23 protein-coding genes are annotated in these 26,430 nt (G+C 34.1%); 14 read left to right on the forward strand and 9 right to left on the reverse strand.

The features are described 5' to 3' along the window. Nucleotides 1-7: 7 nt before the first annotated feature. From A3EM_RS0102845 to A3EM_RS0102855, 3 genes are all read right to left on the reverse strand, one after another. Nucleotides 8-1,702 carry a hypothetical protein gene (locus A3EM_RS0102845; protein ID WP_020526653.1) on the reverse strand — a complete coding sequence of 565 codons (1,695 nt, stop codon included), beginning with the start codon at nt 1,700-1,702 and terminating at the stop codon, nt 8-10. An 83-nt stretch (nt 1,703-1,785) separates the two neighbouring features. After that, nucleotides 1,786-2,709, reverse strand: coding sequence for a DUF6089 family protein (locus A3EM_RS0102850; protein WP_157637712.1), 924 nt, complete (start codon nt 2,707-2,709; stop codon nt 1,786-1,788). 491 nt (nt 2,710-3,200) lie between these two features. Further along, the gene (locus A3EM_RS0102855; RefSeq protein ID WP_020526655.1) at nt 3,201-3,914 is read right to left on the reverse strand and encodes an ABC transporter ATP-binding protein; all 714 of its coding nucleotides are present in this window, start codon (nt 3,912-3,914) and stop codon (nt 3,201-3,203) included. A gap of 588 nt (nt 3,915-4,502) precedes the next feature. Between A3EM_RS0102855 and A3EM_RS0102860 the strand changes: the two genes are divergently transcribed. After that, nucleotides 4,503-5,165: a hypothetical protein gene (locus A3EM_RS0102860; protein ID WP_020526656.1), complete on the forward strand. Its 663-nt coding sequence runs from the start codon at nt 4,503-4,505 to the stop codon at nt 5,163-5,165. A 69-nt stretch (nt 5,166-5,234) separates the two neighbouring features. On the opposite strand, the gene A3EM_RS0102865 is transcribed toward A3EM_RS0102860, so the two are convergent. After that, nucleotides 5,235-6,215: a type I phosphomannose isomerase catalytic subunit gene (locus tag A3EM_RS0102865; protein WP_020526657.1), complete on the reverse strand. Its 981-nt coding sequence runs from the start codon at nt 6,213-6,215 to the stop codon at nt 5,235-5,237. Between the two features lie 412 nt (nt 6,216-6,627). On the opposite strand from A3EM_RS0102865, the gene A3EM_RS0102870 reads away from it, so the two are divergent. Together A3EM_RS0102870 and A3EM_RS0102875 are read left to right on the forward strand one after the other, a co-directional pair. Beyond that, complete coding sequence (locus A3EM_RS0102870) at nt 6,628-8,583, forward strand: transglutaminase domain-containing protein (RefSeq protein ID WP_169513322.1); 1,956 nt, start codon at nt 6,628-6,630, stop codon at nt 8,581-8,583. 17 nt (nt 8,584-8,600) lie between these two features. After that, nucleotides 8,601-10,511, forward strand: a complete 1,911-nt coding sequence (locus tag A3EM_RS0102875) for a DUF3857 domain-containing transglutaminase family protein (RefSeq protein ID WP_020526659.1) — start codon at nt 8,601-8,603, stop codon at nt 10,509-10,511. Between the two features lie 35 nt (nt 10,512-10,546). Here the strand turns inward: A3EM_RS0102875 and dusB are convergent, their stop codons facing one another. Next, entirely contained in the window at nt 10,547-11,539 is a 993-nt protein-coding gene (dusB, locus tag A3EM_RS0102880) for a tRNA dihydrouridine synthase DusB (RefSeq protein WP_020526660.1), read from the reverse strand. A 253-nt stretch (nt 11,540-11,792) separates the two neighbouring features. Here dusB and A3EM_RS41350 point away from each other — a divergent pair, with 253 nt between their 5' ends. From A3EM_RS41350 to A3EM_RS0102910, 6 genes are all read left to right on the forward strand, one after another. Continuing rightward, the gene (locus tag A3EM_RS41350) at nt 11,793-12,743 is read left to right on the forward strand and encodes a CPBP family intramembrane glutamic endopeptidase (RefSeq protein WP_020526661.1); all 951 of its coding nucleotides are present in this window, start codon (nt 11,793-11,795) and stop codon (nt 12,741-12,743) included. After that, nucleotides 12,736-12,948: a putative signal transducing protein gene (locus A3EM_RS0102890; RefSeq protein WP_020526662.1), complete on the forward strand. Its 213-nt coding sequence runs from the start codon at nt 12,736-12,738 to the stop codon at nt 12,946-12,948. Before A3EM_RS41350 ends, A3EM_RS0102890 begins: the two co-directional genes overlap by 8 nt. Beyond that, the gene (locus A3EM_RS0102895; protein WP_020526663.1) at nt 12,929-13,759 is read left to right on the forward strand and encodes a phosphatidate cytidylyltransferase; all 831 of its coding nucleotides are present in this window, start codon (nt 12,929-12,931) and stop codon (nt 13,757-13,759) included. The genes A3EM_RS0102890 and A3EM_RS0102895 overlap by 20 nt, the downstream gene beginning before the upstream one ends. A 22-nt stretch (nt 13,760-13,781) precedes the next feature. Further along, the gene (locus A3EM_RS0102900; protein ID WP_020526664.1) at nt 13,782-14,267 is read left to right on the forward strand and encodes a GAF domain-containing protein; all 486 of its coding nucleotides are present in this window, start codon (nt 13,782-13,784) and stop codon (nt 14,265-14,267) included. A gap of 68 nt (nt 14,268-14,335) precedes the next feature. Then, the gene (yihA, locus tag A3EM_RS0102905) at nt 14,336-14,932 is read left to right on the forward strand and encodes a ribosome biogenesis GTP-binding protein YihA/YsxC (RefSeq protein ID WP_020526665.1); all 597 of its coding nucleotides are present in this window, start codon (nt 14,336-14,338) and stop codon (nt 14,930-14,932) included. A gap of 248 nt (nt 14,933-15,180) precedes the next feature. Beyond that, complete coding sequence (locus tag A3EM_RS0102910) at nt 15,181-15,714, forward strand: DUF5606 family protein (protein ID WP_020526666.1); 534 nt, start codon at nt 15,181-15,183, stop codon at nt 15,712-15,714. A gap of 111 nt (nt 15,715-15,825) precedes the next feature. On the opposite strand, the gene A3EM_RS0102915 is transcribed toward A3EM_RS0102910, so the two are convergent. Then, nucleotides 15,826-16,215, reverse strand: a complete 390-nt coding sequence (locus A3EM_RS0102915) for an ArsR/SmtB family transcription factor (protein ID WP_020526667.1) — start codon at nt 16,213-16,215, stop codon at nt 15,826-15,828. Between the two features lie 215 nt (nt 16,216-16,430). Next, entirely contained in the window at nt 16,431-17,423 is a 993-nt protein-coding gene (gene obgE / locus A3EM_RS0102920; protein ID WP_020526668.1) for a GTPase ObgE, read from the reverse strand. A gap of 435 nt (nt 17,424-17,858) precedes the next feature. On the opposite strand from obgE, the gene tviB reads away from it, so the two are divergent. Then, complete coding sequence (gene tviB / locus A3EM_RS0102925; protein ID WP_020526669.1) at nt 17,859-19,121, forward strand: Vi polysaccharide biosynthesis UDP-N-acetylglucosamine C-6 dehydrogenase TviB; 1,263 nt, start codon at nt 17,859-17,861, stop codon at nt 19,119-19,121. A 373-nt stretch (nt 19,122-19,494) separates the two neighbouring features. Here the strand turns inward: tviB and A3EM_RS0102930 are convergent, their stop codons facing one another. Continuing rightward, nucleotides 19,495-20,529, reverse strand: coding sequence for a quinone-dependent dihydroorotate dehydrogenase (locus A3EM_RS0102930; protein WP_026210070.1), 1,035 nt, complete (start codon nt 20,527-20,529; stop codon nt 19,495-19,497). Nucleotides 20,530-20,639: 110 nt separating this feature from the next. Between A3EM_RS0102930 and A3EM_RS0102935 the strand changes: the two genes are divergently transcribed. The 4 genes from A3EM_RS0102935 to A3EM_RS0102950 all read left to right on the forward strand — a co-directional run bounded on the left by A3EM_RS0102935 (nt 20,640) and on the right by A3EM_RS0102950 (nt 24,919). Next, nucleotides 20,640-21,869 carry an S-adenosylmethionine:tRNA ribosyltransferase-isomerase gene (locus tag A3EM_RS0102935; protein WP_020526671.1) on the forward strand — a complete coding sequence of 410 codons (1,230 nt, stop codon included), beginning with the start codon at nt 20,640-20,642 and terminating at the stop codon, nt 21,867-21,869. Between the two features lie 329 nt (nt 21,870-22,198). Next, nucleotides 22,199-23,866 carry a L,D-transpeptidase family protein gene (locus tag A3EM_RS45465; RefSeq protein ID WP_020526672.1) on the forward strand — a complete coding sequence of 556 codons (1,668 nt, stop codon included), beginning with the start codon at nt 22,199-22,201 and terminating at the stop codon, nt 23,864-23,866. A 622-nt stretch (nt 23,867-24,488) separates the two neighbouring features. Continuing rightward, a complete protein-coding gene (locus tag A3EM_RS47435) occupies nt 24,489-24,626 on the forward strand; it encodes a hypothetical protein (protein ID WP_020526673.1) in 138 nt (45 codons plus the stop codon). Between the two features lie 50 nt (nt 24,627-24,676). Further along, nucleotides 24,677-24,919, forward strand: a complete 243-nt coding sequence (locus A3EM_RS0102950; protein ID WP_157637713.1) for a hypothetical protein — start codon at nt 24,677-24,679, stop codon at nt 24,917-24,919. Between the two features lie 74 nt (nt 24,920-24,993). On the opposite strand, the gene A3EM_RS0102955 is transcribed toward A3EM_RS0102950, so the two are convergent. After that, complete coding sequence (locus A3EM_RS0102955; protein WP_026210071.1) at nt 24,994-26,430, reverse strand: DUF1501 domain-containing protein; 1,437 nt, start codon at nt 26,428-26,430, stop codon at nt 24,994-24,996.

Below are 26,430 nucleotides of genomic sequence, written 5' to 3' on the forward strand. Positions count from 1 at the left end.
ACTTTTACTAAAACTCATTCAGTCTTTGAGCAATGTTCCACCTTAAAGACATATTAATAAAATTTGTATTAGTATTTAAACCTGGCTCTTCATTTATGGTTTCTTTTCTTATTACGTTTTTCAAATCAATAAAGAAATTGTGTTTGAATTGATAAGAAAGGGTAAAATCAACAAATAGTATTCTGGTATCTAGACCCTGTCCAATCTTATTATTATATTCTTGCATTCTTGTATCGTAGTTAAGGAAAATGTTATGGCCCCAATTTTCACCTTGCCTATCTTTTCCAATCTTTACATAAATCCCTTTAGCCGTAAGGCTTAGTTTGGGAAAAGGTTGATACCTTATTATTCCAATTAATTCATAAAAATTTGCTCCAAGGGGATGTGCCAGAGCCTGGTCATAATGCTGGTAATTGGAATATTTTTCATCACCATAATGAGTAAACGTGTATGGTCTTACCAGATTAAGTTCAGCCTGCAAGTCCAGGTTTTTAATTTTGGCAACATCGATATATTTTATTCCAGTTTGAACTCCAAACTTATTTCCCCACCATCCACTATTTGAAAATAATTCACTTACAATTAATTCATCCAATACAAATTGCCCATACCATTGTATGGAGTGCCATAAATTCCACTTATAGTCTAATCCAACAAAGGCATTTCCATAATCGCCTGTATCATGTTCCACAGCTCTGTAAAAAATTATTGGATTGAGGTAATTTACATCAAATTGATTTCCCAGGGAATCCTGGACCCCAAAAGTTACATTTTCGAAAAGTCCAATATTAAAGTTATCGGTAATATTTATTCCAAGCCGGTGAAAAGCATTATATTTTTTGGGAAATGGCTGCTGTGGACCATTATCAGCTCTTTGGCCTGCCGCCATCATACTTGAAAAGATATTCGTGTAATTAATCTTCCAAATTCTAGTATTAAGCTTCAGGAATAAGTAATTATTGGAATAGTCCGACAATACCAAAGACCTATAGCCATTCCCAATAAAATTTTTATCATGACCAAATTGGATACCGATAATATCCTTAATTGCACTAAATTGAATATAACCCCGAGCAGTAAAAAAATCCGTTTCATTTTCCCCAAAAGGTTTCCAAAAACCTTCACCAGGAATAGCCCCTCTTTTACTAATTTCATTATTGACATAACTTGGAAATCTAATCTGATTATCCGCCAAAAAAGTATAGAACCCAAGCTTCTTACCAATACTTCCTCTTATGTCCACTCCTCTTGTATTAGTATAGGTTAATTTATCTAAATCCTTGTCGGAACCCATTGATACATAGATAACTGGGTTCACATGAAGATTAAAATCTTTTTCATCGACTGCATAAAAGTCTGATTTTTTTTTGTATAAAGCTTTTAAGAATCGCTTTTTACTCTCATTATTCTCATTTGTGGTCCAATCCCAATTATCATTTAATAGGTATTCTAGGTTGAATTTATCTGAAGAACTTCCATTATTAAAAACTTCAACTGGTAAAGAATCTAAAAATACGGCTACTCCTTTCCTATTGAAAGGTTTAATTGCAGTTTCAAAAGATTTGGAAAATCTTTTTTGCTTAATCTCATACCGGTCAATTAAATGATAATAATCCTGGTTTAGGGGAATATTGGCACTTTGGGAATAACAAAGAATTGAAAGTGAAGGCAAGACAATGAAAAGGAGTAAAAACTTTTTCATCAAAAATTGAAATAAGATTAAAAAATTTTACCCAGCTCAAATAAATCGAACTGGGTAATTAATAACAAATGTAAAAACTTTTATTATCTTCTTCTATACTTGGAAGCATATCTGCTTGACCCAATGATATAATTCACACTGAAACTTGTTACCAGATACATATCATTAGCTGAACCACCTCTACCCTTACCAGCTTTTGATTCTATAGGAGCCGTAGAAACAGCACCAGTATCTCTAATTCCCCCAGTCATCATGGCTTTTGTTTCAGTACTTCTATTTGACATTGCTTTTGCCAAATCACTCATATCTGACATATTAGTAGGATAAGAATCACTAACATCGTCCAAATAATCTGTTAAAGCATATCTTAAACCAACCTCTACAGCAATATCGATATTAGAACTAGCCTTAAATTTCACTCCTCCTCCAAATGGAATAGCTAAGGCCATTTTTGAATACGCTTTACCTTCAGTCTGTAATGGTTGAAGATTCACCCAGGTACCTCCAAAACTCTCTGGTGTCACAGCTTGAGGATTGCTATATAAAGCAGATAACCCTAAAGTAACATATGGTGTAGGAATACTAGTCCTTTTATAGTAATAGCTATTATTCTTAAAAAAGTCTATTACAATTCCTCCATTTAACTCAATTAGCCTATTTCTAAAGTGTAAATTCCTTTTATATCTTCCATATCCACCATTTTGAGTATCAGAAAAATCACTTGCAAAATCATCACCTTTAATTGCCCCATAGGACAATCCGAATCTGGCCGAAACCATCGAATTTAATTTCCTGTTAGCTACTATACCAAGTCCTAACCCTGATTTACTAAAGTCAGTACTCATCATACCAGTCTGAGGTACTAAATCACCAAAATAATTCAGAAGATTAAGTGATGCTCCTACGCTCCAATATTGCTTACTAGAACCATATCTTTGTGCAAAAGTCTCTTGACCCGTAAAAAAAACCACGGCAAAAAATACCAGAAAAATTTTAATACTTTTCATTCTAAAAATAAATTTTGTTACAAATACAGTAAATTTTTTATCATATTCCTGAATGTTAGTTATCATATCCTCTTTTTTTGAATAGTTCCAACAGTTCAAAAAATTTCACCCACCCTTTTGGTCTGGCTTTACTAACTAACTGGAATTGTTAACATTTATTGAATGAAAAATTGTAGACGCAATTTTTTTTGAGTAATTAAAACTTTTTGAAGGGATAATCATTCACCATCATTTGGGAAATTGATCATTCAAAGGTGGTAAGATCAACAAAACTCGATCAGTTTATGCTTAAATTATAATATTTCGCCTAAAAAATTATATTATACTAAGATTAGCATCTATTACACACCAGGAAGGAAAGGCCATATAGAGGGTTTGTACTTAGAAGTATTTAAATGTAGGTTTTTTATTTGAATAGATAAGCTGAGTATTTAATGTTTGATTCCAGCTAAAATAATTTTTAACCAATTTCAAGATTAGAAAAGAATTGTTTACACTGGTCTAATTTCCCTTACATTTTCATTTATCTTATCCGTTTCGATGAGACCATCACGCAACCTCACAATTCGGTGAGCATACTCTGCAATATCGTCCTCATGAGTTACCATAATAATAGTGTTCCCTTTACTATAGAGCTCCTCAAACAAATCCATAATTTCGTAAGATGTTTTTGAATCAAGGTTTCCTGTTGGCTCATCGGCTAATATAATACTAGGATTATTCACAAGAGCCCTTGCAATAGCAACCCTTTGCCTCTGCCCTCCTGAAAGTTCATTTGGTTTATGTCCAGCCCTTTCCCCTAACCCTACATTTACCAAAGCCTGCATAGCCTTCTCTTCTCTTTCTGATTTTTTAAACCCTGCATATACTAAAGGTAGTGCCACATTTTCCAATGAAGTTGATCTCGGTAACAAATTAAATGTTTGAAATACAAATCCTATTTCTTTATTCCTAATTTCAGCCAATTCATTTTCAGTCATATTACTCACATCCTTTCCTGCAAGATGATAACTTCCGCCTGTAGGAGTATCCAAGCAACCTACAATATTCATTAATGTAGATTTTCCCGAACCTGATGGGCCCATAAAGGCGACATACTCCCCTTGATTTATTGTTATGGATATAGATTTCAAGGCATGAATAGTTTCACTTCCCATTCTATACACCTTTGATATTTCCTTTGTTCTTATTACTTCCTGGCTCATTCAGATTTTTATTATTGATTTATGCAAGATAGCTTAAAAAAGCTAATCCTAAAATTTAAAACTCACCTATATTTTACACCAAAATATAATCTTTTTTTCATTTTAAATTTCAATTAAAAATGAAATCGGAAAATTTATATTTAGGGAAGGATAATTTAACAGTAAAAGAAAATATATGAAATAAATATTCAAATGAATTTTCCACCTATGAAAAATTATGGGTATGAAAAGACATATTTCCATTTATGTGGGAATTTAAAATTGAAATTAATTTAGCTTTTAACATTTATTATAGGGTATAATTATTTGTGAATCAGGTTTTCATTACAAAGAAATCTTATGTAATATTTTTATAACATTAGCTGGTTTTTTACAGGCTTGCCTATTTAATTGTTAAATCCACAAAGAATTAGTGGAAAATTATAATTTTATTTACAAGTAATAATATAGAAACTTATCAATTATTTTTTCTATTTATCTCGCTTTTCCGATAAACCTCGCCATCACCTCAAGATATTTAAAAAATCATAGGTCAACATTAAGGATTTATTCTTGTATATAAAGTTTCTAAACTAACAAACATGCTATATGAAATTTATATACTTAATTTCTTTTATTTTTATCAGTAGTAACATTCTGGCCCAGGACGAGGATTATTTAAACCTTGGAAGTCCCTCGGCTCAATCTCCACTGAGTGTTTTTACAAATCAAATTAGTGAGGAGGAGGAACAAAATTACCTCCTTGAAAAAAAATCGTATGGAAATCCTGATGATTTATATGAAAATCCAATCTCCTTATCAAAATTGGAATTTAAAAACCTTGAACATATAAATACCAGCAATAGTTGCTCTGATTACAAAATGAGTGATAAATCTATAAACTCGGTTTTTGGTTCTCTTTTAGAGGAAGAACCCTATTTATGCTTTTACCAAAATCAACTTTATAAAATAAACTTCAAATTATTTGCTGAAGAAAAAAATAAAGGTGAACTATTAAAAAACCTTACTAAAAGATACGGAAAACCCAACAAACACAAATATGAAATAGACGACAAAGACGTAAAGTCGTATAGTTGGGAAGGTTATAAATTAGATATACAATTGGTAACTTTCCAAAATAAGGGAATGACTGAACAACTAATGATTGTGGAAGACAAGTTAATTTCAAAAATTGCAGAAGCAGACAAAGAAAGAAAAACTTTGGTTAAAGAAGCAAGACTTTACTCCGACATTGAAAGCCTTTTCAGATAAAACCCCAAATTTAATACACAAAAAGCCAGGCAAATGCCTGGCTTTTTGTGTATTAAACCTTCCCCTTTTTCAAGGCACATAAGCCTCCAACATCTTATAGTAAGGCTCTGGGGTAACCTTTACATTTTTAATGTTCGCTGGAACCAAAACAGCATCTCCTTTCATAACCTTTAACCTACCAGTCCCAAAATCTAATTCAAATCCACCCTCAAAACAAACATATAAGACGAAAGAATCCAGTTTTCTATAGTCCCGCTCAGTGGTTTCTGTAAAGTGAAAATAATTTGTCTCAAAATATTGACATGAAGTGATTTTTACAATCTCATTCTCTTTTTTATCATAATCCGTTTTGTACTGATCATAATGCTTATAATCAATGGCGTCCAAAGCTTCCTCTGTATGTAACTCCCTTTTATTTCCTTCGGTATCCGTCCTGTCAAAATCATATATCCTGTAGGTAATATCTGAAGTCTGTTGAATTTCAGCCAACAAACATCCTTTTCCAATGGTATGCACTCTTCCGGCAGGAATAAAAAAAGCATCTCCTGCAGTTACTTCTTCCTTATTTAAGATTTCGTCAAGAGACTTTTCATTTAAATGCTTCAGATAAGTTTCCTTATCCACATCCTGATTAAACCCGGAAATTAATTTCGTACCCTCATCAGCCTGAAAAATATACCACATTTCAGTTTTTCCAAAAGAGTTATGTCTTTCTTTAGCAAGTTTATCATCTGGATGAACCTGAATAGACAAATCTTCATTAGCATCTATAAATTTCACTAATAGCGGGAAATCAGTTCCAAACTTTTTGTAAATTTTATTTCCAACTAATTCTCCCTTGAATTCCTCAATCAATTCAGTCAAAGCTTTCCCACTAAGAGCCCCTCCATTTACTTCAGAAACATTTCCTTTAACTCCAGAAATTTCCCAGGTTTCACCGCAATTTGGCAAGGGAGAAAAATCCTTACCCAGAACAGTATTAATTTTATTACCACCCCAAATCTTGTCTTTAAATATCGTCTTAAATTTTAAAGGATATAATTGAGCCATTTCTTTTCAAATTTTGATTTCTTTCAAATCTAGGGAAAAGTCAATAATAATAAAAAAGTTGAGTTATAATGTGTATGCGGCTAAATCGTTACCTGCAATAATTCTGATTTTACAATTATTAACAGTCTCAACTACACATTGTTTTAACTTTGTTATTAGTTTGCGTAATTGAGATAACAATAAATAACTTGCATTTCTACCAACACCAAAACCCATAAAACAAGGCCGAGCCTTCATTTAACTTACAATGCTTATGGTTTTATATTCTGATTGTCTGGAATATGGTTTCATATCCTATCCAACAATTGATTTGATGTAAAATCATAAATATTTATTTGTGTACCATCAAGTATTTAAATTTATGAGAATCCAGAAAGTTATAGGAATTAGTTTTTTCCTATTATTACTCCAAATGAAATTTGCAGCATTTTCCCAGGAAGAAAAGTTTGGGAAAATCGAAAAAAAAGATTTAGAAATGAAATCTTATCCGCTGGATACAGCGGCAAGTGCAGTTGTACTTTTCGATGTTGGTAAAACCTATTTTCAATATACTGATAATTCAGGTTTTCAGCTTATTTTCGAAAGACACCGGAGGGTTAAGGTGCTTACTAAAGATGGATATGATTACGGAAATTTTGAAATCTATGTAGCAGATCAAGGAGAAAGTGATGAAAAAGTTTCTGGCCTAAAAGGTTATACTTATAAGCTAAAAAATGGAAAGATAGAAAAGGTAAAGTTAGAAAAAGAAGCCATTCACAAGGAAAAATTTAACGATAATTTGAATATAGTTAAATTCAATATGCCAAACATTGAAGAGGGTGTTGTTTTTGAATTTCAATATAAAATAGTTTCTGATTTTATCACCTACTTAAAACCCTGGCAATTTCAGGAAGAAATCCCTGTAGTTTGGAGTGAATATACCACTGAAATACCTGAATACTTTTATTATCAAAAAAATCAGCAAGGATACCTGCCAGTTGAACATTCTACAGGTGAAAAAACTGGGTCCATAAGTCAGATGTATAGGACTGACAACGGATCACGCGGCACTTCAAAAATTGATTTTAGAATTGAAACTGAAAGTTGGGTTCTAAAAAATGGACCTGCTTTTAACGGAGAAAGCTATATCACTACACCAGATGATTATGTTTCTAAAATCACTTACCAATTGGCCACCACAAAATTCCCAAATTCACCAGTGAAAGATGTGTTAGGCTCATGGGATAAAATAAACCAAACCCTTCTGGAACACGAAAGGTTTGGGTCCCAAGCCAAGAAAAAAAGCTATTTTAATGATATTGCCAAAGAAATAAATGCCCAACACACTGAACCAGAAGCTAAATTAGTTGCAGCATATCAATACATAAGCCAAAATATCAAATGGAATGAATCCCATTCCTTCCTTTCAAAAGAAAATGTAAAAAAGGCATTAGAGAAAAAAACTGGAAATGTTGCAGATATTAACCTTGCCCTAAATTCACTATTAAACAATTTGGGATTTGATGCTAATCCTGTTATTTTAAGTACAAGACAGAATGGGAGAGTTAATGTTTACCAGCCCATGCTTGATAATATGAATTATGTAATTGTTCATGTTGCCGTGGGTGAAAAAAATTTCCTGTTGGATGCCACAGATAGATTTTTGCCTATTGGACAAATTCCATTTAAATGTATGAACGGACAAGGTCGGTTAATTTCAGAAACTAATTCTAGGTGGATTAATCTGGATACAGGAGGGGACTATACAAAAGCCACAAGTGTTAAACTTCAAATAAAAGAAGAAGGAAGCCTGGAAGGGACCATGTCAAATACCTACAAAAACTATTATGCCAAAATTGTAAGGAAATCTGTATTGAGCAAAGGGGAAAAAGAATATTTTAAGGATAATTGGGAAGATAAAGTAGTAAACTTCACCGTATCAGATCCCAATTTTGAAAATGTAAAAGAACTAGGAGAACCACTTATTACAAAATTCAATATTTCTATTGAAGAGGCTGAGTTAGGTGGTAAAATCTATTTGGATCCAATCTTTTCAAAGTTTTATGAAGAAAACCCGTTTAAACAGGAAAAAAGAGAATATCCTGTTGATTTTGGATGTCCTACGCAAAAATTCTATTCTTTAGAATTAGAATTACCAGAAGGTTATGATGCAGAAGAGTTACCCCAGGCAGTAGCTTTAACATTACCGCAAAAGGCAGGAAGATTTACTTATCAGGTTATTAAAAATGGTAACAAATTACAAATTATTTCTTCCATTAAAATTTCAAAGCCAGTATTCCTCCCAGATGAATATGCCTATTTAAAAGAGTTTTTCACACAGGCTATATCAAAACAGTCTGAGCAAATTGTACTTGTAAAAAAGACATAAACCAACAAAATATTAAAATGAAATTTATATCCAATTTAACCCTATTAGGACTTATATTATTTAGTTTCCCTGCAATTAGTGGGGAAATTAAATACCCTATAAGCGAAATTCCTGAAGAGTTGCTAAAAGATGCTAATGGAGTTTTAAGATTAGATGAAACTGAATTTACGCTGAAATCAATAAAAGAAGGCACATTGCGCAGGAAATATGCAATTACCATTCTTAATAAAAAAATGGAAGATTGGGCTTCAATCCAATTGGTTTATTCTGATATTATTGATATTTCCAAAATTGAAGGGACATTGTATGACGCCTATGGAAATGAGGTCAGATCCTTAAAAAAGAAGGACTTTAAGGATCAGAGTGCAACTGGAGGAGGAACTTTTGTAGGTGATTATAGGGTAATTTTTGCTGATCTCCTATATAATCAATTTCCTTATACAGTCGAGTTCGAATATGAAAAAGATTACGATGAACTTTATCAATATGAAAGTTGGGACCCGGTTCCGGAAAATTATTTAGCCGTAATGAATTCTTCTTACAAACTGGTTTTTCCTAAGGACATTGAAGTAAGAATAAACGAAAAATATTTAAGAAAAGACAGGAAAGAATTTATTCAGGGAGATAATCAGGTTTATTTGTGGGAAGAAGGAAATATCCAATCCGTACTTCCCGAGGATTTATACAATGATTATGAATTACCCCAGGTAGAAATTGCTCCCGGTAAATTTTACTACGGAGGATATGAAGGTGATTTTTCATCCTGGAAATCATATGGCATTTGGTATAATAACCTGCTAAAAGGACGTGATGAACTTTCCGAAACCACTAGGACCAAAATTCGGGAAATGGTGAAAGATGCTCAATCAGATGAAGAGAAGGTGAAAATTATCTATGAATACCTGCAATCAAAAACCAGATATGTGAGTATACAGCTTGGCATTGGTGGATTACAACCATTTGAGGCTTCCTTTGTAGATGAAAAGGGATATGGAGATTGTAAAGCCTTATCAAATTATACTTTGGCAATGCTAAAAGCGGTGGGAATTACTTCCTACTTTACGGTTATTTATGGAGGAAAATATGCGCCAAAAGTGAAGGAAGACTTCCCTATGGATAAATTTAATCATGTAATTTTATGTGTTCCGCTGGAAAAGGATACTATTTGGCTTGAATGTACCAGTCAAACGGAGGCATTTGGCTATCAGGGAGGTTTTACGGATGATCGAAAAGCAGTTATCATCAAACCAGATGGAGCTGAACTGGTTCACACTTCGGTAATCAAAAAAGATGAAAATTTACAAATTAGAAGTGCTGAGGTATTTATCGATGAAAAGGGAAATGCTTCGGCAAGTTTAAAAAATACTTATAAAGCTTTACAGGAAGGGAAAAGGAAATTTGTTGCTGAACTCCCCAAAGAGGATCAGAAAAAGTGGTTATACGAAAACCTGGATATTTCAAATTATGAAATTCAGCAATTTTCCATGAATCGCGTGAAATCCAAAATTCCTGAAACCCACGTTTCCTTGGATATAAATATCCGCAAATGTGCCTCAATAAATGGAAAAAGGTTATTCCTTAAGCCAAACCTATTAACCAAAATGTCATGGATCCCAGAAAGCCTTGAGGAAAGAAAAACAGAAATTGAGCTCAATAGATTTTATGACTTTATAGACCATGATACTGTGGTTTACCACCTGCCTGAAAATTTTCATGTAGAATACAATCCTGAAAAAATTCAGTATGAATCTCAATTTGGAAAATATGAAGCTTCAATTACTGTGGATAAAAATAAAGTGACATACATCCGGAGAATGGAAATGAACCAGGGAATCTACCCTAAAGAATCCTATGGAGAGCTTAGAAAGTTTCTGAAGGATGTGGTTAAAGCCGATAAAACGAAAATGGTTTTTGTAAATAAGACATAAAAAAAGGAGTTTTTAAAAACTCCTTTTTTTATGTCTTAGGAAATTAACATTTCTCCTTTCAATTCAATAATACTTTCTAAAATTTCCACTACTTCTTCATAAGTCCCTGCTTCTACCAGGTTTTTTCTGTAAGGTTTAAAATTTGAAATACCTTTAAAATAGGCAGTATAATGTCTCCTCATTTCAAAAATACCTTGTCTGGGGCCTTTCCATTCTAAAGAAAAATCTAAATGTTTTTTACAAACTTTTATCCTTTCCTCCAATGAGGGAGGGTCAAGGTGTTCCCCTGTTTTTAGAAAATGCTTTATTTCATTAAAAATCCACGGATAGCCAATAGCTGCTCTACCTATCATCATTCCATCAGTGCCAAAAGTATTTTTATAATCCTGAGCTTTTTCCGGAGAATCAATATCTCCATTCCCAAAAATTGGAATATGTATATCCGGGTGCTCTTTTACCTCTTTTATAAATGACCAGTTCGCTTCCCCTTTATACATTTGTTTTCTGGTACGCCCATGAATTGTAAGCGCCTGAATACCAACATCCTGAAGCCTTTTAGCTACTTCTACAATTTTTATGGTATCGTCATCCCATCCCAAACGGGTTTTTACGGTTACGGGCAATTTGCAGGTTTTTACAATTTCCTCAGTCATTTTCTGCATTTTAGGCAAATCCAGAAGAATACCTGCTCCAGCGCCCTTGCAAGCTACTTTTTTCACCGGGCAACCATAATTTATATCTACCAATTCCGGGTTTGCGGCCTCTGCAATTGCAGCAGCTTCCCGCATTGATTCTATTTTTTCTCCAAAAATTTGGATTCCTATTGGCCGCTCATAATCATAAATATCCAGCTTTTTCACACTCTTTACTGCATCTCTTATCAAGCCTTCAGCCGAAATAAATTCTGTATACATTAAATCCGCACCATTCTCTTTACAAACTGCTCGAAATGGGGGATCACTCACATCTTCCATTGGAGCCAATAATAATGGAAAATCCGATAATTCTAAGTTTCCTATCTTTACCACAATTCAAATATTATGATTTCACTTTAACCTTTTTAGAATATTTTCTTAGTTTTCAACTTCATTTAAAATGGCATTTTTTATCTCCCTTTTTTTCATCCTTCCATTAGAAGAAGATTTTTCAGGGTAATTTGGTTTGCCGATTATGTATGAAAACTATATTGTTTTATTTTTACCCAATCTTTGGAATACAATAAATCTATCAGGTTACTTTCTCCTTATCTTAGGCAGAATAAAAATGCAAAAATAATTTAAAATGATTTATACGGACAATCAATCAAACCTTTTAATTAAAAAAAACACATTTGTCTCCTTATTAGTGCTTTTTGGGGTAATGTTTGCCGGATTCTGTCTTGCTCAGTTTTTTAGCCTGGTGGTAGCTTTTATTTTAGTAGGATTTGACCTTAGCGCAGCCTATCAGGTAATTTCTCCACCGTTTGAGGGAGACAATCAAAGAAATATCCTTTTGGTAGTTCAGGGGGTAAATAGTTTTATATTGTTTATTGTCAGCCCTTTATTTTACCTGAAATATTACGAAAACAGTCAGGCAAGCCGTGCATTTGACTTTGGGGAAATACCACTCATAAAAAGTTTTCCACTGACTTTGCTTTTGGTATTTCTCTATTTTCCATTTAGTGCCTATGCAGTAGGACTTAATGAAAATTTCCAATTTCCGGAAGGATTTGCGGCCTTTGAAGAATTTGCAAGGGCCCTTGAGGAACAATTACAACAAGTAACTAAATTTCTAATCAACTTTGATTCGCCCTGGGGGTTGATTTTGGGTTTAATTGTAGTGGCTGTACTTCCCGGAATAGGAGAAGAATTATTTTTTAGAGGAGTTTTGCAGAATAAGTTAAATGGGCTTTTTGGGAATGTCCATGTAGCCATTTGGGTAACTGCATTTCTTTTTAGTGCCTTTCATTTCCAGTTTTATGGCTTATTGCCCCGGATGCTCCTCGGAGCCTTATTCGGATATTTATATATTTGGAGTGGTACACTTACCGTCCCTATGTTTGCGCACTTTTTAAATAATGGTGTTACTTTATTAATGGTTTATTTGTATAATCAGGGATTAATTGAAACTAATATTGAATCTTCCGGGGATATTAGCATAGGTTTGGCATTAGTCTCCTTAGTTTTGGTTAGTATTGTTTTATTATTTTTCAGAAAACTAACTAATTCACAAACACCTGTAATGCATGAATAATTGGAAAAAAGTTTATAGCACCAATGAAACACATAAGGCGGAAATCGTAAAATTGACGATTGAAAACCACAACATTCCTGCAGTAATTCTTAATAAAAGAGATTCATCTATCTATAATTTTTTTGGGGAAAGGGAAATTTATGTGGCAAATGAAAATGAAAATGAGGCTTTAAAAATTATTGAGAATGAGATCAGCTTTACGTAGGCAATCAGAATTAAAACAAAGAATTATAGCAGCCCTTGCAGGAGTTTTTGTAATCCTGAGTGCTATCATTTGGAGTGAGTGGGGATATTTTGCCATATTTTTTCTTATTTGCATGTTTTCCATGTTGGAATTCTACAAACTTCTAGGTCTGGATGGCAACCTTCCATTAAAATCATACGGTACCTTCAATGGACTGTTTATGTTCACCCTAACCTTTTTGGTTACAAAGGGAATAATTCCCCACGAATATTATTTACTCCTTTTCCTTGGAATGTCAGTGGCTTATGTCATTATTCTTTATAAAAAGAAAAGTGAAAAGCCTTTTTCCAGCATAGCCTTTACCTTTTTGGGGATAATTTATGTTGGAGCCCCATTTTCATTACTCAATTTGTCCATTGTAATTGATGGGGTTTATCATTATGAGATTATCATGGGACTATTATTCATTCTTTGGTCCAGCGACACAGGTGCCTATTTTGCCGGAAAGAATTTTGGGAAAACGCCCTTATTTCCAAGAGTTTCCCCTAAAAAAACCTGGGAAGGAAGTGTAGGAGGAGCTTTGCTGGCACTTTCTATGGCATTGGTTTTTGCCTATTATTTCGATGTTTTGGAAATTTGGCAATGGCTTTCAATTGCCTTTATTATTGTAGTTGCAGGAACTTATGGTGATTTAATTGAGTCTTTATTTAAAAGAAGTATCCAAATAAAAGACTCCGGAGATAGTATTCCCGGCCATGGTGGATTTCTCGACCGATTTGACGGTTTATTAATTGCCTCCCCTTTTATTGTTGTTTTTATCAACTTCTTTTAAACCATTTTGAAAATATAAAATAATGGCAGAAGAACTTTTAATTCCTGAAAACACCTCTAAAGCAGAGACTTATCAAGCATTAATTCCTCAAATTAAAGCCTTAATTGAAGCTGAAAAGGATTTAATAGCCAACCTGGCAAATATTTCTGCAGCACTCAAAACAGGATTTAACTTTTTTTGGGTAGGTTTTTATATATTAAAAAATGAACAACTGGTTTTAGGCCCTTTCCAGGGACCTATTGCCTGCACCAGAATTAATCTGAATAAAGGAGTTTGTGGAGCAGCTTTTCAGCAAAAAAAGACCATTCTTGTGCCAAATGTGGATGAATTTCCTGGTCATATTGCTTGTAGTTCGGATTCAAAATCTGAAATTGTTGTTCCTGTTATAAAAAATGATAAAGTGGAAATGGTGTTGGATATTGACAGTGACCAGCTAAATGATTTTGATGAAACCGACCAAAAATCTCTTGAGGTGTTAATGGCACTTTTAAGTAATTCCATCGAATGAAAATCTCATGGAGAGAAAGAATCATATAGAAATTTCCCTCCATTCTTTCAAGTTCAAAAAAACAAATTATGAAAATTCCCTCCGCCAGATTTTTGGTGAGTAATTCTGATTATAAAAAATGCCCTAAACCGGATTTACCTGAATATGCTTTCATTGGTAGGTCAAATGTGGGAAAATCCTCTTTAATAAATGCCTTGTTTGACAATAAAACGTTGGCCAAAACCTCTTCTAAACCAGGGAAAACCCAACTAATAAATCATTTCTTAATAAATGAAGAATGGTACTTGGTAGATTTGCCTGGGTACGGATATGCCAAAGTAAGTAAATCTGTAAAGGCAGAATTTCAGAAAATTATTTACCAATACCTGGAACACCGAGAAAACCTGCAATGTGTTTTTGTGCTCGTGGATATCCGAATTCCTCCGCAGAAAATAGATTTGGAATTTATGGAATGGCTTGGGAAGACACAAATCCCATTTTCCATAATATTCACAAAGGCAGACAAGCTAAAAAAAGGCGAAAAGGAAACCTCTATTGCCAGATTTAAAGAGGAATTTTTGAAAAGCTGGGAGTTTTTCCCTGATTATTTTGTAACTTCTTCCAACACCAAAACTGGTATGGAGGACATATTCCAGTTTATTACGGAAATAAATCAGGGCTTTTAAAACCTTAAAAACCGAAAGAACGCTTCATTTTTCCAAGGTTCATTTGCACAATAAAGAGTTTAACCAGATTAATGCTCTAAAAGGGCCTTATTTTAAAGATAAATATTTTTTATTTTAATATTACTTATTTTGTTTTGCTCCTTCAAATATCCAATTGAAGGTTATATAGCCTCAATTTTTCATATTTGATTTTTGATTACAGACACATCAAAAATCCATTACGTATTTAATTTTATAATAATAATTTAATGACACTAAAAGACATTGCCGCAATAGCTGGAAAACCTGGTTTGTATAAGATTCTTAAACCCACCAGAAATGGAATGATCGTAGAAGCGATGGTTGGAAAACCCAATAAATTTGTGGTAGGAACCAACCACAGAGTTTCGGTCTTAAAAGAAATATCCATCTACACCACTGGCGAAGAAGAATCAGTACCCTTATTCGATGTTTTCTCAACAATTAAAGAAAAACATGGCGATCAGGTAGAAGTTGATACTAAATCGTCTGAAAGTTTATTTGGTTTTATGGAAGAAATCCTTCCAGACTATGATACAGAGAGGGTTTATAACTCGGATATTAAAAAACTGATTAGCTGGTTTAATTTACTTTCCAAAGAAGCTCCGGACGTTTTTGAAAAGGAGGAGGAAGAAAAAGCGGTGGAAGAATCTGAAACCAAAACGAAAGAAACATCAGAGAAGGAGACCAAAGTAGAAGAACCTTCAAAGGAAAAAGCTCCTAAAAAAGCGGCCAAAAAGCCAGCTGCAAAAAAGTCTGAGTAAATTATAAAAAATAAGGGTGGGTAAATGAATTTTACTTTACCCTTTTTTGTCTTCCTTTAAGAAGAGGTAATACAAATTGGAAAAATATCCAATTTTACTAAAAAGCTTCTTTTAGTCCTGAAAAGACCACTTTCTACTGTGTAATCTACTGACAGCCAACTCTCTGTTGTTATAAAGAGTTTTGTAAGTCTCCAGGTCTTTGTCCAGGTTTTGGTCCTTATCCAGGTACTTATAAATCATCTCTACAAAATCGGAAACTTCTTCTTTTACAGAGTAATATGTCCATTGGTCCACTTTCCTTGAATCTACTAAACCGGCATTTTTAAGGTAAATTAGATGGCGGGAGGTTTTGGTTTGGGTAAAATCTAAAACTAATTCAATATCTGAAATACACATTTCCTTATTTCTGAATAAGAGATGTACAATTCTAATCCGGGATTCATCACTAAAGGCTTTTAAAAATTGACATCCTAATTGCAGATTGAAATGTTTTAGTTTCATATTTTATTTATAGATGCATTTTAACGAATATTATCACTTGCGCACAACCGCTTTCACAAATAAATGGTATTTTTTTTAAAAATCCAATTAAGTATTAAGTCAAATTAAAATTATTATTAAGAATTTTTCTAAATCGGGAAATCAATTGAATTTCAGTGGTCTTCTATGTTATATAATTCTTAAAATGAAGTAAAAATAATCCAGAAAGAGGGAAATTAACCCTGAAGCGCCTCCCACAATTTATCTTTCAAAACATCAAGGCCTTTTTGAGCAACAGCGGAAATAAACACTACGGGAATACCTGAAGGCAATTCTTTTCTGATCAATCCTTCTAATTCGTCATCTATTAAATCAGATTTAGTAATGGCCAATACCCTTTCTTTATCCAATAGTTCAGGATTAAAGGTTTTAAGTTCCTTCAGTAAAATTTCGTACTCTTTTTTAATATCCTCTGCTTCTGCCGGAATCATAAAAAGTAAAACTGAATTTCTTTCAATATGTCTTAAAAATCTTGTGCCTAACCCCTTTCCTTCCGCAGCTCCTTCAATTATCCCCGGAATATCCGCAATCACAAATGACCGATGATCTCTGTAGGAAACAACTCCCAGGTTTGGCACAAGGGTAGTAAAAGCATAATCAGCAATCTTTGGCTTAGCTGCAGAAACCACTGAAAGCAAAGTTGATTTACCGGCATTTGGAAAACCTACCAGTCCTACATCAGCAAGGACCTTAAGTTCCATTATTATAGTTTTTTCAATCCCTTCCTCTCCTGGCTGAGCATAATGTGGTGCCTGATTAGTGGCAGATTTAAAATGGTCATTCCCGAGACCTCCCCTACCCCCTTTCACCAATATAGCCTCCTGACCATCATCAAGAATTTCTAAAATTTTTTCTCCTGTTTCGGCATCTCTGGCAACTGTCCCCAAAGGAACTTCTATGATTTCGTCAGCTCCCTGTGCACCGGTTCGGCATCCACCTTCGCCATGAGCTCCGTGTTCGGCAAAAATATGTTTTCGATATCTTAGGTGAAGAAGGGTCCACAAGTTCTTATTTCCTTTTAAAATAATATGACCTCCTCTTCCTCCATTTCCACCGTCTGGCCCTCCTTTTTCTATAAATTTTTCCCTTCTGAAATGAGCGGAACCAGGTCCGCCATTTCCCGATCTAAAATAAATTTTTACGTAATCAATAAAATTTGAAGATGCCATTGTATAATTTTTGATTTAGACCTTTAAAGTCCATCTTATGTCAATATGAAATAAAGGGCAAAGTTCTGTAAAAAATATTTAGCATTGAGGATTTTTAAACTTGTTTTAAAGGCCTGTTAAATTGAGCATTACTTTTTGGTGGATTAAACGCCAGAATAAGCTACTTTTGACACACTGGTGATCAAATCTTTAATTATCACCGGAAATTCGTTTTTTTCTTATTTTTTGATGTAATTTTTTTTAAGCTTATTAGTTTAATTAGAAAGACTTTTTAGACTTAATTTTTTTCAACTTTATCACTTTTTAATATAATTTATCCCATAACTACTTAAAACAATTTTCACTGAATTTTCTAATAGTCCTATTTTTAAGCCTGTATTTATGGTATTCCTATTAAATACACAGAAAGGTTCAGTGAATCCAAATTAAAATTTTATGAAGAAGATCGCAGTAATTGGATTAGGATATGTGGGTTTGCCACTAGCAGTCGAATTTGGAAAAAAAAGACCAGTAATTGGCTTTGACATTAATGAACCAAGGATCAAAGAGCTTTCTGAAGGCTTTGACAGGACAAGAGAGGTTGAATCTGAAGAATTAAAAGCCACAAAACATCTAACTTTCTCCTCTAAATTAGAAGATTTGCAGGATGCTGATATTTATATAGTAACTGTACCTACCCCTATTGATGAATTTAAAAAACCTGATTTAACCCCATTAATTAGTGCGAGCAAAACCGTAGGAAGATGTTTATCAAAAGGGAATATTGTCATTTATGAATCTACTGTTTATCCGGGATGTACTGAAGACGATTGTGTTCCGATTTTGGAAAAGCACAGCAATTTAAAATATAACCAGGATTTCTTTTGTGGATATTCTCCCGAGAGAATAAATCCGGGAGACAAAGTTCACAGGTTGCCAAATATCAAAAAGGTGACCAGTGGAAGTACTCCTGAAATTGCTGAAGAAGTAGATCAATTGTATAAAAGTATTATTACTGCCGGGACACATAAAGCATCTAATTTAAAAGTTGCTGAAGCGGCCAAAGTAATTGAAAACTCTCAAAGGGATATTAACATTGCATTTGTTAATGAACTCGCCCTAATATTCGAAAGATTAGGTATTGATACCATTGAAGTACTAGAGGCAGCAGGCTCGAAATGGAATTTCTTGCCTTTCAGACCAGGCCTTGTGGGTGGACACTGCATTGGTGTTGATCCATATTACCTTACTCATAAAGCCGAAGCAGTAGGTTACAGGCCAGAAGTTATTCTCTCAGGAAGGAGAATTAATGATAACATGGGAATGTATGTGGCTAATCGGGTAATCAAACTTATGACCCAGAAAGGAATGGTAATTAAAGGTGCCAATACACTAATTATGGGAATTACCTTTAAGGAAAACTGCCCTGATATTAGGAATTCAAGGGTAATTGATATCATTGAGGAACTTAGAGAATTTGGAGTGAACATCGATATATTTGATCCACATGCCGATCCTGAAGAAGTAAAAGAGGAGTATGGAGTGGAATTGATTACCAATTTTGATCAAATTGCGGCAAAACCTTATGAGGCGGTTATTCTATCAGTAGCACATGACGAATTCAAAGCCATTGACATCAAGAAATTGAAAAAGGAAAATACAGTTTTTTATGATGTGAAAGCTGTAGTTGAAAAAGATTTGATTGATAGCCGATTGTAAAAAGTTTTTTGAATTTAGTTCAATAATTTAAACCACTTAAAATCCTTGTTCTTAAGAACAGGGATTTTTTATTTCAAAAAATTTGTGCTGGACATAAAATGGAAAAAGCCGTTTCAAAGAAACGGCTTTTAACAACCACAATTATTAAAACTACAACAATCAAATATTTTTATAAAGCTTAAAAGCTTTTTGAAATTCTAATCTTATTTATTTTAAATTAACCAATTGGTGTGCCACAAGACCTAAACAACTGATTATCAATACCTTTTTATCTTTCTTCAGTACACCTAAAATAGTATTACCTGTCCGGTTTTGTAAGCATCATGTCCGAATCCGAACAAAAAAACCAAACAGTTTCTTGATTTTACTCATTTTATTTCAAAAAGTTGCCTATTTTACTATTTATTTTTTTAATCAGATCCGGACCTTCATAAATAAACCCGGTATAAACCTGCACCAAACACGCCCCAGCCTTAATTTTTTCTACAGCATCTTCTACAGAATGAATCCCGCCTACACCAATTATTTTTAATTGTTTCCCAGATTTGTCATAAAGATATTTGATTACTTCAGTAGATCTTGATGTAACAGGTTTGCCGCTCAGTCCGCCATTTCCGATTTTTTCAATCTCCTTTTCACTGGTTTTTAATCCTTCCCGGCTTATAGTGGTGTTGGTCGCTATGATGCCATCTATTTTTGTTTCTGTTACAATTTCGATAATATCGTCCAGTTGGCTGTTTGTTAAATCAGGCGCAATTTTTAATAAAATGGGTTTTGGATTGGTTTTTTTAAGATTTTCGGATTTTAGGGCAAAAAGCAATTTTTTCAAGGGCTCCTTTTCCTGTAAATCTCTTAATCCAGGTGTATTTGGTGAACTGACATTAACCGTAAAATAATCCACATATTCGAAGAGCTTTTCAAAAGCGATCAAATAATCATTGATAGCCTCCTCATTGGGAGTCACCTTATTTTTCCCAATATTCCCACCCACAATTACATTGCTCTTCTTATTTTTTAGCCGTTCTACCACAGAATCAAGGCCATCATTATTGAACCCCATCCTATTAATAATGCCTTTATCCGCTTTTACTCTGAATAATCTAGGCCTGGGATTGCCATCCTGAGGTTTGGGTGTCACTGTTCCGATTTCAATAAACCCAAACCCAAAAACTGAAAGTTCATCAATCAATAAAGCATTTTTATCGAACCCAGCCGCTAAACCCACTGGCCCGGGAAATTTTAAACCAAAGACTTCCCTTTCAAGTTGCTTACTTTCCGGAACATATACTTTTTTAAGTATTCCTTTGACAAAGGGAAAATTTACCCCAATTTTGATCAATTTAAACATGAGATGATGAATAAACTCAGGGTCAAACAGGAATAGAAAGGGGCGAATAACTTTATACATTTCCGCGGATTAATTTTTTGTTTTGGGAAATTATTTTGGAGGGAATCAAGATATGGCTGTTCTCCAAAATTGTGCAATTATACGGCTTTTGAGAATTAAGAAGAATGTAAATGGAAAATAATTTAATTTTAAACAGAAATATAAAACTAACAGATTATAATTATGAACTTCCTGATAATCGGATAGCCAAATATCCATTAAAGAAAAGGGACGAATCCAGGTTGCTACTATATAAAAATGAGGAAATTGAGCATCGTAAATTTAAAGATCTGCCAGATTTTATTTCCGATGAATACCAATTGGTTTTTAATAATACCAAAGTACTACCTGCCAGAATATATTTTCAGAAGGAATCAGGCGCAACCATTGAAGTTTTTCTTTTACATCCGGTATTACCCACCACTTTAGTCCAGGAAGCTATGCTTGTTCAAAAGGAAAGCACATGGGAATGCACAGTAGGTAATTTAAAAAGATGGAAAGATAACCAGATTTTAAAAAGATCTTTAAAAGTCGGGGAAAAGGAAATAACACTTCAGGCCAAATTAATTGACAGAAGTAAAAGACATGTTCAATTTTCCTGGGAAGGAGTAGGAATACCCTTTGTGGATGTAATAATTGCTGCTGGAGAAGTTCCCCTTCCCCCTTATTTAAACAGAAAACCTATTCAGGAAGATAAGGAAACCTACCAAACAATCTATTCAAAGGAGGAAGGGGCAGTGGCAGCACCCACAGCAGGGTTGCATTTTACCCCCGAAGTTTTAGAGGGTATTAATAAAAAAGGCATTTTAACTGATGAAGTAACTTTGCATGTAGGTGCAGGGACATTTCAACCCATAAAAACTGAAAATGTGCTTGAGCATACCATGCACAATGAGCAGGTAGTAATATCGAAAAAAAGCCTTCAATTGCTTTTGGAAAACAAAAAAGTAATACCTGTAGGAACCACCTCCATGAGAACCCTCGAAAGTCTTTACTGGTATGGAGTGAAATTATTAGAAACAACCGAAAATAATGATTTTTTTATAGAGAAGCTTTTTCCCTATCAAGATAGAAATACGCTTCTTCCGGATAAAATACAAGCATTTAAGGCTATCCTAAAACTGATGGAGGAGCGCAACCTTGAACAAATCACAGGTGAAACTGAAATTTTTATCTTTCCCGGTTATCAGTTTAAAGTATGTGAAGCACTTATCACTAATTTTCATCAACCATCAAGTACATTAATACTACTAGTGGCTGCCTTTGTGGGTGATAATTGGAAAAAAATTTACAATTCTGCTCTGGAAAATGATTACCGCTTCCTGAGTTATGGTGATTCCTCACTATTATTTAGGCCATAAATCCCTGTTTTTTTTACTTTTTTGAATAATTCTTACATGGAGAAATATCTCCTTATTCCATGGAAGATTCAGGCCATCTTGTTAACAAGACTTAAAGAAAACCGATTAAATATTCAGAATATTTAACCACAAAAACATAAAAACAAAGAATAATAATTACATAAATACTAAAATAATGACTCAATATATCTGAAATTAAATTTCATTAATCTCAATAAGGAAGAATTAAGTGAGTGTAAGGTTTGCTTAGGTTAGGTTACTTTTGAAACTGGATATGATTAAAAACGTACAAGAACTTAACTAGCATAAATAAATCATAACTGAATTTTATGAAACCTCAATCAGCAATAAACACAACTTCTTTCTTAATAGTTATTTTACTGATAATAACTACCACAGAAATTTTTGCCCAAACTTATTTTGCAAATGAATTAAAGCAAAAAGTTAGTACTCATTTGCAATTACAGTTAGCAGTCTCAGAAGATAAATTTAAACTGGAACACCTGAATCAAAGGGAACTTGAAGTTCAGCACAATACCATTTCATTTTACCAAAATAGAAATTTCATACCTGTCTGGTTTAATCAGGATGGTAAATTAAAAAACACTGGTTACGAATTATTGGAGGAAATAAATGCCACCAAAAATCCGGCACTTTTCTTTGAAGGTGAATTAGGAAAAACTCTTGGAGCTTATAATAATATAAAGCCTGAAAATTATTTTGTACAGGCAAATCAAATTGCACAAACAGAAATCGCCTTCACCAGAGTATTTTTCCAGCTTTCTCAAATAAATCTTTACGGATATGTAACCCCTACTGATGTTCCATCGGTAGCATGGCATTTACCATCCCGGGTCAGAAACTTTGTTTCGGCCTTGAATTTTGCGGTTGATCATGATAATGTACATGCAGGTTTACGTTCCATTCTACCCCAAAATCCTGAATATGACGCTTTAATCCAATTTAAAAATAAATATGAATTAATTGCTCAAAAAGGAGGCTGGCCTACTCTTCCAGAGGAAATAACTAAATTGGAGCTGGGAGATACCAGTTCAAACATTCTTATCTTAAGAATGAGACTGATCATCACTGACGATCTGGACAGACAATTTGAAGATGGCATTGAATATGATGAAAATGTGGCCCTGGCCATTAGTCATTATCAAAAAAGAAATGGGTTATTGGTAGATGGAAGAATTGGAAAAAACACATGGGAAAATCTAAACGTACCGGTAGAAGACAGAATAAGACAACTAATAGTTAATATTGAAAGATACAAATGGTTGCCAGAAAATAAAGGGGAGAAATTTATTTGGGTAAATATTCCAGATTACACTCTTCAATATATGGAGCACGGACAGTTGGTAAGAGAGCATATTGTAGTAACAGGAGCTAAAAAACACCAAACGCCATGTTTTAACAGCTATATCACCAATGTAGTATTAAACCCATACTGGAACGTTCCTTACTCCATTACCAAGGACGAAATTGCACCTAAACTAAGTGAAGATGCAGAATATCTGCTAAATAAAAATTACGAAGTTTTAAATGGCTGGGGGCCAAATAATGTAGTTGAACCAGGTGAAGACCTGAATCTTAAAAATGGGAACTATAGGGTGCGACAAAAGCCAGGACCGGGAAATGCACTTGGCAGAGTAAAATTTAATTTACCGAACAAATGGAGTATCTATTTACATGACACTCCTTCTAAAAGTTATTTCCAGAGAACACACAGAGCCTATAGCCATGGCTGTGTAAGAGTTAAAGATCCAAGAGATTTAGCTGCAGCAGTTTTAAATTCTTCCGGATCATGGGACAGAAATGAGATTGATGAGGTAATCAATTCAGGAAAAACTAAGGAAATCGGGATAAAAGACCACATTAATGTTTACATAGTGTATATGACTGCATTTATTGATGGAGATGGGCATTTACAACTCAGAGAGGATGTTTATGGAAGGGACAGGGAAATTGATCACGCACTTTCTCAAATATAATTCCTGAAAAATCAGTACACCTCCTCATTTTTTAAAATAATAATAGAAGATAAATTTACTATCGACCGACCACCTCAAAATTGAGGTGGTTTTTTATTACATTAGGATTTGCAACCTTGAAAAACCAAATTTATTGCCTTACAATAATGGAGTCCTGAAAATTAAATGTAAGTTTTTCTTAAAAAACTATTTTTTTCAATACTACAAACCACTTAAAATCAACAAGTTACACAAATCAACCAGTCCACAAACAGCAAAATATCAAAATAATTTAATTTAAAACTTGAATAATTATATTTTTCTATATATACTTGTACTATACGATTGAGATTCGTATTTCTCTTTCAATGTAAGACAGAGAAATTTTTTTAGCTTTTTGCATTTTATACCTACAAAAATTTTCAAGGGCTAACCAACCAAGAGTGTAATATTTTTACATGTTGGTCTGTGTGTTGACTGAAATATTTACACCTCCAAATATTTGTAATAACTAACTATGCACCATTGTGCAGCACGGAAGATAACTATAATTATTTTTCGGCAATAAGAATTTATTGCCTGAATAGAAGAAGATAATACTATAATAACATTATTTATTAACTAAATTTAAACTGAAACAATTATGAAAAAGTTAGCATTACTTATCTCTGCCCTTGGATTATTATTCATGTTTTCTTGCGAAGATCCTAATGAGGATATTGCTCCTAAGAAAGAACAAACTAATAGCGGACATGATTTTGATTTAGAGTCTGACTTCTAATTTAAGTGACTCCTAAATTAATAATCCCACTTTCCAAAAAGATTCCAATTATGAAATTTTTCGCTCTAATAGCCACAGGTTCAATGTTTTTCCTTATGTCATTTCAAAACGGCAATGGAGAAACAACTCCCGAAGAGGAGCAGAAAAATAAATCTGCCAAAGAAGAAAAAGTTGAAGTTCTTGATGTGGACAAAGCTTTAAAAGATTTAGAGAAAAAAGAATTTAGAGCTGTAAAACAAAAGCCTTTGGATAAGAAAAAGGCACAGGACTTTGATACTGACTCAGGTTGGTAATAAATAACCTACTTAGAAAAACCATCAGGATACTTTAGTTATCCTGATGGTTTTCTACTTAATTGCATTCTCGCTTAAACCAATATCTCTTTCACCACTTCGCCTGCTACATCCGTTAGCCTATATCTCCTTCCCTGATGTTTGAAGGTTAGCTTTTCGTGGTTAACTCCCATTAAATGCAGAAGGGTCGCCTGAAAATCATGCACATGAACAGGGTCCTTTATAACATTGTAACCAAACTCATCGGTTTCACCGAAAGTAAATCCTGGCTTCACCCCTCCTCCGGCCATCCACATGGTAAAACATCTTGGATGATGATCCCTTCCGTAATTGTCCTTTGTCAGTTTGCCCTGAGAATAATTAGTTCTTCCGAACTCTCCACCCCAAACAACCAGTGTATCCTCCAATAAACCTCTTTGCTTAAGGTCTTTTACCAGAGCAGCAGATGCCTGATCAGTGGCCTTACATTGGTTTTTGATGCCTCTCGGCAATGAATTATGCTGGTCCCAGCCCTGATGATATAATTGAACAAACTTTACATCTCTTTCTATTAATCTTCTTGCTAATAAACAATTAGCGGCATAAGTCCCTGGATTTTTTGAGTCTTCCCCGTAAAGGTCAAATACCCAGTCAGGTTCATCTGACAAATCGGTTACCTCTGGCACAGATGTCTGCATTCTGAAAGCCATTTCGTATTGGGAGATCCTATTATTTATTTCAGGATCCCCAAACATTTCGTATTGGGCATTATTCAAATCTTTTAAATGTGAGAGCATTTCTCTCCGGTCTCCGTTGCCATAACCATCCGGATTATTAAGGAAAAGTACTGGATCTTTACCCGACCGAAATTGAACTCCCTGATGCTTTGAAGGAAGGAATCCATTTCCCCAAAGCCTGGCATAAAGTGGTTGGCCACCTGCATTTTTAGAAACAAGGACGATAAAGGAAGGTAAGTTTTCATTATCGGATCCAAGCCCATAATTTAACCATGAACCTATACTTGGCCTACCGGGTTGTTGAGAACCTGTTTGAAAAAACGTGATAGCAGGATCGTGGTTAATAGCCTCAGTATGTAAGGATTTAATAAAGCAAAGGTCATCTACTATTTCGCTGGTGTAGGGAAGCAATTCACTTACCCATGCCCCCGATTGCCCGTATCTGGCAAATTTATAATGCGATCCCGCCAGGGGAAAAGAGGATTGGCCGGCACTCATTCCAGTTAACCGTTGTCCCATTCTCACCGAGTCAGGCAATTCCTGACCATGTCGGGATTCAAGGGTAGGTTTATAATCAAAAGTTTCCAATTGAGATGGTCCCCCACTCTGAAAAAGGTAAATTACTCTTTTTACTTTTGGCGGGAAATTAGGAAAACTCACCGGGGCGGATTTGCCGATCAGGGCGGTTGGATTGAGTAAAGAACCAAGAGCAAGTGAGCCCAATCCCAGAGAAGACTTCTGAAGAAAAGTTCTTCGGTTGATTACATCAGCAATATACTTATTTTCTCTTTTCAT

This window comes from Flexithrix dorotheae DSM 6795 (assembly GCF_000379765.1).
Lineage (GTDB): Bacteria > Bacteroidota > Bacteroidia > Cytophagales > Flammeovirgaceae > Flexithrix > Flexithrix dorotheae.